The 6,604-nt window shown below is 76.3% G+C and carries 8 protein-coding genes; 7 read left to right on the top strand and 1 reads right to left on the bottom strand.

Annotated features, from left to right (window positions below):
- On the top strand, positions 1-609 hold a 609-nt coding region (locus ACFV4N_RS37600), incomplete at its 5' end, for a PucR family transcriptional regulator (RefSeq protein WP_499677440.1).
- 145 nt (positions 610-754) lie between these two features.
- Here ACFV4N_RS37600 and ACFV4N_RS37595 read toward each other — a convergent pair.
- The gene (locus ACFV4N_RS37595) at positions 755-1,315 is read right to left on the bottom strand and encodes a CGNR zinc finger domain-containing protein (protein WP_499677439.1); all 561 of its coding nucleotides are present in this window, start codon (positions 1,313-1,315) and stop codon (positions 755-757) included.
- A gap of 133 nt (positions 1,316-1,448) precedes the next feature.
- On the opposite strand from ACFV4N_RS37595, the gene ACFV4N_RS37590 reads away from it, so the two are divergent.
- From ACFV4N_RS37590 to ACFV4N_RS37565, 6 genes are all read left to right on the top strand, one after another.
- Positions 1,449-1,898, top strand: a complete 450-nt coding sequence (locus ACFV4N_RS37590; RefSeq protein WP_499677438.1) for a VOC family protein — start codon at positions 1,449-1,451, stop codon at positions 1,896-1,898.
- Between the two features lie 8 nt (positions 1,899-1,906).
- Positions 1,907-2,800, top strand: a complete 894-nt coding sequence (locus tag ACFV4N_RS37585; RefSeq protein WP_499677437.1) for a pyridoxamine 5'-phosphate oxidase family protein — start codon at positions 1,907-1,909, stop codon at positions 2,798-2,800.
- 139 nt (positions 2,801-2,939) lie between these two features.
- A complete protein-coding gene (locus ACFV4N_RS37580) occupies positions 2,940-3,227 on the top strand; it encodes a WhiB family transcriptional regulator (RefSeq protein ID WP_499677436.1) in 288 nt (95 codons plus the stop codon).
- A gap of 96 nt (positions 3,228-3,323) precedes the next feature.
- Complete coding sequence (locus tag ACFV4N_RS37575; RefSeq protein ID WP_499677441.1) at positions 3,324-4,214, top strand: MerR family transcriptional regulator; 891 nt, start codon at positions 3,324-3,326, stop codon at positions 4,212-4,214.
- A 67-nt stretch (positions 4,215-4,281) separates the two neighbouring features.
- Positions 4,282-4,656 carry an SRPBCC family protein gene (locus ACFV4N_RS37570; RefSeq protein WP_499677435.1) on the top strand — a complete coding sequence of 125 codons (375 nt, stop codon included), beginning with the start codon at positions 4,282-4,284 and terminating at the stop codon, positions 4,654-4,656.
- 43 nt (positions 4,657-4,699) lie between these two features.
- The coding region (locus tag ACFV4N_RS37565) for a glycoside hydrolase family 3 C-terminal domain-containing protein (protein WP_499677434.1) at positions 4,700-6,604 on the top strand (1,905 nt) is incomplete at its 3' end.

Raw genomic sequence — 6,604 nt, 5'->3', positions numbered from 1 at the left:
GACCCGGACGACCCGCGGGCGGGCGACCGGCGCGACGACGTCCTCGACGCCCTGTGGCGGCACCACCGCGTGCCCGCGACCTGGACGGGCGGGGCCGAGCTGGTCGCCTTCCCGGCCGAGGGCCGGGTCGAGCAGGCCACCGCGCTGGCCCGGTCGGTCGCGGAGATCACCGGGTGGCCGTGCGCGGCGGGTGCGGCGGTCGGCCCGGCGGGCGCGATCGGCGAGGCGGTGGCGCTGGCGCGCCGGGTCAGCCGGGTGGCGCGGCCCCTGGCCGTGCCCGACCACGTGCCCACGCTGGCCGACGTGGCGATCGAGGTCGGGGTGGCCGAGCTGCCCGAGCTGGACCGCTGGCTGCGCCGGGTCGCGGCGCGCCTGGCCGGCGGGCCGGAGCTGGTGGAGACGCTGGAGTGCTACTACCGCAACGACATGAGCCGCTCGCGCACGGCCGCCTCGCTCAACGTGCACCCGCGCACGCTGGACTACCGGCTGCGGCGGGTCCGGGAGCTGGTGGGCATCGACCCGCACTCGACCGCGGGCATCCGCGTCCTCGGCACGGCGGTGTCCCGGTTCCTGTCCGACCGACCCGCCGGCCGCGTGCCGACCCCGTAGAGGCAGATGCCCGGCACCGGCACCCTGATCGCCCGGACGAGGTCGGCGTCGCCCGCCAGGTAGCGGTCCACCGTGGCGGTTGAGCAGGTCGCGCGCGAGGTCCTCGCGGCCGAGTCGGGCGCCGCGGCGGTTTCGGCCACCGGGGTCAGTCCGCCCGGTTCTCCCGGACGCGCGCGTAGTGGCGGCTGGCCTTGGACCGGTTGCCGCACCCCGCCATCGAGCACCACCGGCGGCTGCCGTTCTTGGACACGTCGAAGAAGTGCAGGACGCACGCCGGGTTGGCGCACGGCCGGACGCGGTCGGGCGCGCGTCGCAGCAGGTCGAGGTAGTCGCGGGCGGCCAGCCAGCCGGGCAGCCAGGCCGGCTCGTCCACCTCGACCCGCTCGACCGGCGCGCCGTCGACCAGCGCCAGGTGGATCCGGCCGCGGCCGAGCACGTCGTTGAGCGCCGCGGCCTCGTCGGGCGAGGCGACCGCGGCGGCCAGCGCCTCGCGGGTGCGCAGGACGGCCGCGAGGGTCGCCTCGTCGGCGGGGCAGCGGTCGGCCAGGCCCGCGCCGCGCAGCCAGGTGGCCAGGCCGTCGAGGCCGTCCAGCAGGTCGTGGGGCCCGTCGATGACCCAGCGGGTGTTCAGCAGGTCCAGCGAGAGCGGCTCGCCGGTCAGGGGCCTGGGGTCGGCGGACGTGGGTCGGTCTTGCTCGGTGGGCACCCGCACCTCCTGCGCAACGTTGGCCCTGCTCAACCTACTTCTAACCCCCTAAAACAGCTTAGCCGGGTTGACGCCGTGGTTCTAACCCCCTAACGTTCGATGAGTAGTTAGATCAACTCGACGGAGGAATGGCATGGCGATCGCCGACCCGCAGACCGGGCACATCGGCCTGAACGTCACCGACATCGACCGCTCGCGCGGCTTCTACCAGCAGGTATTCGGTTTCGAGGTGCTCGCCGAGGGCAACGGGGACGACCGCCGCTTCGTCTTCCTCGGCCGGCGGGGCGAGCTGCGGTTGACCCTGTGGCAGCAGAGCGAGGGCGCGTTCGCCACCGGCCTGCCGGGTCTGCACCACCTGTCGTTCCAGGTCGGCTCGATCGACGAGGTCCGCGAGGCCGAGGCGGTCCTGCGCGGCCTGGCGGTCGAGTTCGCCTACGACGGCGTGGTGCCGCACGGCGAGGGCGCCGACTCCGGCGGCATCTTCTTCACCGACCCGGACGGCATCCGGCTGGAGATCTACGCGCCTACCGGCGCGGGTGGGGCCGCGCCGACCGCGGGCGCGCCCACCTGCGGCTTCTTTTGAGGGGTGCCGTGTACCACCGAGGGCACCGCGCGGTCCAGCACGAGGCGGGCGTGCTGGACCGCGCCGACCACGCGGGCCGGGCGATCCGCACGTCGATCCCCGACGTGGCGGCGCGCTTCCTCGCCGAGCGGCCCGTCCTGTTCCTCGGCGCGGACGACGGCGGCGGGCGGCTGTGGGCGACGTCCCTCACCGGGGAGCCCGGCTTCCTCCGGGTCGCCGACCCCGGCACCCTCGTGATCGGAGCCCGGCCGGCCGCCGTCGACCCGCTCGCGGGGGCGCTGGCGGGTCCCACCCCGGTCGGCATGATCGCCGTCGACCCGGGCACGCGCCGCCGGATGCGGGTCAACGGCACCGCGCACCCCGAGGGCGACGGCCTGGTGGTGCGCGTCGACCGGGTCTTCGCCAACTGCCCGAAGTACATCCAGCAGCGCCTGCCCGAACCGGGACCCGCCGGCACGCCCCGGGTCACCGGTCGCGGCGCGGCGCTCACCGCCGGGCAGCGGGAGCGGGTCCGCGCGGCGGACACGTTCTTCGTCACCACCGCCTCGGGCGAGGGCGGCGTCGAGACCTCCCACCGCGGCGGCAACCCCGGTTTCGTGCGGGTGACCTCGCCGACGGAGCTGGAGTGGCCCGACTACGCCGGCAACGCGATGTTCCTGACCCTCGGCAACCTCGCCCTGCACCCCGCCGCGGGCCTGCTGTTCCCCGACTGGGGGACGGGGGCGGCGCTGCACGTCTCGGGCCGGGCCCGGGTCGAGACGTCGCCGGAACGGGTCGCGGCCCACCCGGGGGCCGAGCGCGTGGTCCTGTTCACCGCCACCGACGTGGTGGAGGTCGCGGGCCTGAGCCCGCTGCGCTGGAGCGCGCCGGGGTACTCCCGGTTCAACCCGCACGTGGCGTGACCGGTCCCCTCCGGCCGGCGGGCGTCCCCTCCCGGGACCCCGCCGGCTTTTCCACGTCAGTGTGCATCGAGTTGCAACGCTTTTGAATCGAATTTAGAGTGGGCGCGTCGCCTGGTCCCCTGGAAGAGGACGTGGTCCCATGCCCGAACTGTCCCGCCTGCCAGAACCGGTCACCGAGTCCTGGGACTGGCAGCTCAGAGGTCTGTGCCGCGGCATGGACAGCGCCCTGTTCTTCCACACGCCCAACGAGCGCGGGTCGGCGCGGCGGAGCCGGGAGGAGCGCGCCAAGGAGGTCTGCCACCGCTGCCCCGTGATGCGGCAGTGCCGTGACCACGCGCTGGCCGTCGAGGAGACCTACGGCATCTGGGGCGGCCTCGGCGAGAGCGAGCTGCGCACGCTGATCGCCCGGCAGCACAAGCGGGCGTGACCGGCCGGTGGTCCACTGAGGACGGTTCCGGCCGTTCGGTGTCCAGCCGGCGCCGGGTGGCGCGGGCGCGGTCGGAGGGTTCGCGGTCGGAGGGTGATGGTCGAGCAGGGCAGCGGGATGACGCCCGGCGCGCTGGCCGGGATGCTCGGCATCTCGCCCACGACGCTGCGCACGTGGCACCGCCGGTACGGCCTCGGGCCCACCGCCCGGACCGCCGGCAACCACCGCCGCTACACGCCGCGCGACGTCGAGCGGCTGCGCCGCATGGTCGCCCTGACCGCCCGGGGCCTGGCGCCGGCCGCCGCGGCCCGGGTCGCGCTGGGCGAGCCGCCGCCGGACCCCGCCGCTGACGACCGCCCGGTGCTCGACGCGCGAGCGGCCCGCACCGCGCGCCGCGGCCTCCTGGCGGCGGCCGGCCGCCTCGACGAGCCGCTGGCGAGGGACCTGGCGGGCGGGCTCGTCGCCGAGCACGGCGTCATCGACGCCTGGCAGCGCGTCTTCACGCCCGCCCTGGCCGAACTGGGCAGGCGGGCCACCGCGCGGGGTGGGGGCGTCGAGGTCGAGCACGTCGCCAGCGCCGCCGTCCTGCACGCCCTGCGCGGCGTGCCGCTGCCCGCCGGTGAGGGCAGGCCGGCCGCGCTGCTGGCGTGCGCGCCGGACGAGCAGCACACCCTGCCGCTGGAGGCGCTGGGCGCGGCGCTGTCCGAACGCGGCTCGACGTGGCGCAACCTCGGCGCCCGCCTCCCGGCCCGCGCGCTGCTGGCCGGGGTCGACAAGCTCCGCCCCGCCGCCGTGGTGGTCTGGGCGCACCGCGAGGACCTGGCCCTCGGGGTGCCGCTGGACGAGCTGCTGACCCGCTCCGGCGCGGTGGTGGCGGTCGCGGGCGCGGGGTGGGCGGAGGTCGCCACGCCGGCCGCCGTCGAACGGCTCACGTCGCTGCCGCACGGGGTGCGGGTGGTGCTGGGGGCGACGGGCCGCGGCGACTGACCCCCGACCGGGCGCGGTCGCCGGGTCCGCCGTGCGGTCCGGCCCCGCGTCGGCGACCATGGCGACCGTGGAGATCGGCACGCGGGCGCCGGGCCGCGCGTCCGCCGCGGTGGTCTGGGAGCGGTACGCCCTGATCGGCCTCTGGCCGGGGTGGGCGCCGCAGATCACCGGCGTCGAGGCGTCGGCGCCGCGCCTCGCGCCCGGCGTGACCGGCGTGGTCCGGGGCCCGCTCGGCGTGCGCGTGCGCTTCACCGTCACCGACGTGGACGAGACCGCCCGCACCTGGGCCTGGCGGGCCCGGCTCGGCCCCCTGCGGCTGGCCCTGCGCCACGGCGTCGACCCGGACGGGGGAACCTGGCTGACCGTGCGCGGCCCGGCGCCGGTCGTCCTGGCGTACCTGCCCGTCGCCCACGTCGCCCTGCGCCGCCTCACCCGACCGTGAACCCCGGGCGCGGCCGGCGCGGGCAAGTGGTACTCGTTGGAGGGTGAACGACACCGCCCCGCCCGACGTCCCGTCGCGGCTCGCCGAGCTGACGCGCGAGGAGAAGGCCGGGCTGCTCGACGGCTCCGACTTCTGGCGGACCAGGGCCGTGCCCCGGCTGGGCATCGGGCGGATCATGCTGTCCGACGGGCCGCACGGCCTGCGCAGCCAGCCCGAGCAGGCCGACCACCTCGGCCTGCTCGGCGCGACCCCCTCCGTGGCCTACCCGGTCGAGGCGGCCACCGCGTGCTCGTGGGACGTGGACCTGCTGCGGCGCATCGGGGAGGCGCTGGCGCTGGAGGCGCGGTCGCTCGGCGTCTCGGTCGTGCTCGGTCCCGGCGTGAACATGAAGCGGTCCCCGCTGTGCGGGCGGAACTTCGAGTACTTCTCCGAGGACCCGCTGCTGGCCGGCGAGCTGGGCGCGGCCCTGGTGGAAGGGTTGCAGGGCCGGGGCGTGGGCGCCTCGGTCAAGCACTTCGCGGCCAACAACCAGGAGACCGCGCGCATGTCCGTGTCCGCGGAGGTGGACGAGCGGACGTTGCGCGAGATCTACCTGCCCGCGTTCGAGCGCGTGGTGACCGGGGCCCGGCCGTGGACGGTCATGTGCTCCTACAACAAGGTCAACGGCGAGTACGCCTCCCAGCACCACTGGCTGCTCACCGAGGTGCTGCGCGACGAGTGGGGCTTCGACGGCGTCGTGGTCTCCGACTGGGGCGCCGTCTACGACCGCGACAAGGCCCTGGCCGCCGGGCTCGACCTGGAGATGCCCTCGTCGGACGGCGTCGGCCGGGACGCGGTGCTCGCCGCCCTCGACGCCGGGACGCTCGACGAGGCCGACCTCGACCGCGCGGTGGCGCGGGTCCTCGACCTCGTCGCCAGGGCGCAGCCCGCCCTCGGCGCCGGGCAGACCTACGACGAGGACGCCCACCACGCGCTGGCCCGCGAGGCGGCGGCGGCGTCCGCCGTGCTGCTGAAGAACGACGGCGTGCTGCCGCTCGACCCGGGGGGCGAGGTCCCGCTCGCGGTGGTCGGCGAGTTCGCCCGCACCCCGCGCTTCCAGGGCGGCGGCTCGTCCCAGGGCACCCCCACCCGCGTCGACGACCCCCTGACCGCGCTCCGGGCCGCCGCCGGGCGCGAGGTCCGGTTCGCGCCCGGCTTCACCCTCGACGGCTCCGGCGACACCGCCGCCCTGCTGGACGAGGCGGTGGCGACCGCCCGCGGCGCGGTCGCGGTGGTGTTCCTCGGCCTGCCCGACTCCTGGGAGTCCGAGGGCTACGACCGCGACCACCTGCGCCTGCCGCCGGAGCAGGTCGCCGTGCTGGAGGCCGTGGCGGGCGCCGCCGAGCAGGTCGCGGTGGTGCTGTCGAACGGGTCGGTGGTGGAGGTCGCGCCGTGGCAGCACCACGCCGGCGCCCTGCTGGAGGCGTGGCTGCCGGGCCAGGCGGGCGGCGGCGCCGTCGCGGACCTGCTGCTGGGCGTGGTGAACCCGTCCGGCAAGCTCGCCGAGACCGTGCCGGTCGCCCTGGCGGACAACCCGGCCGTGGGCAACTTCCCCGGCGAGCACGACGTGGTCCGCTACGGCGAGGGCCTGCTCATCGGCTACCGCTGGTACGACGCCCACGCGCTCCCGGTGGCCTACCCGTTCGGCCACGGCCTGTCCTACACCGCGTTCGACTACCGCGACCTGGAGGTGGAGGCCCACGGGAACACCGCGCGGGTGTCCCTGACGGTCGTCAACACGGGTGACCGGCGCGGTGCGGAGGTCGTCCAGGTGTACGTGTCGGACCCGGAGTCCTCGGTGTTCCGGCCGGAGCGCGAGCTGAAGGCGTTCGCCAAGGTCGACCTCGCGCCGGGGGAGTCCGCCCGCGTGCGCCTGGCGCTCGACTCCCGCGCCTTCTCGTACTGGCAC

Origin of the sequence: Actinosynnema sp. NPDC059797, assembly GCF_042732085.1 — a bacterium.
Taxonomy (GTDB): domain Bacteria; phylum Actinomycetota; class Actinomycetes; order Mycobacteriales; family Pseudonocardiaceae; genus Actinosynnema.
This window is presented reverse-complemented; position numbering and strand designations above follow the sequence as displayed.

Coding starts and splice junctions, on each gene's coding strand:
- ACFV4N_RS37590 (WP_499677438.1), top strand. CDS start 1,449: ATGGCGATCGCCGACCCGCAGACCGGGCACATCGGCCTGAACGTCACC.
- ACFV4N_RS37575 (WP_499677441.1), top strand. CDS start 3,324: ATGGTCGAGCAGGGCAGCGGGATGACGCCCGGCGCGCTGGCCGGGATG.
- ACFV4N_RS37580 (WP_499677436.1), top strand. CDS start 2,940: ATGCCCGAACTGTCCCGCCTGCCAGAACCGGTCACCGAGTCCTGGGAC.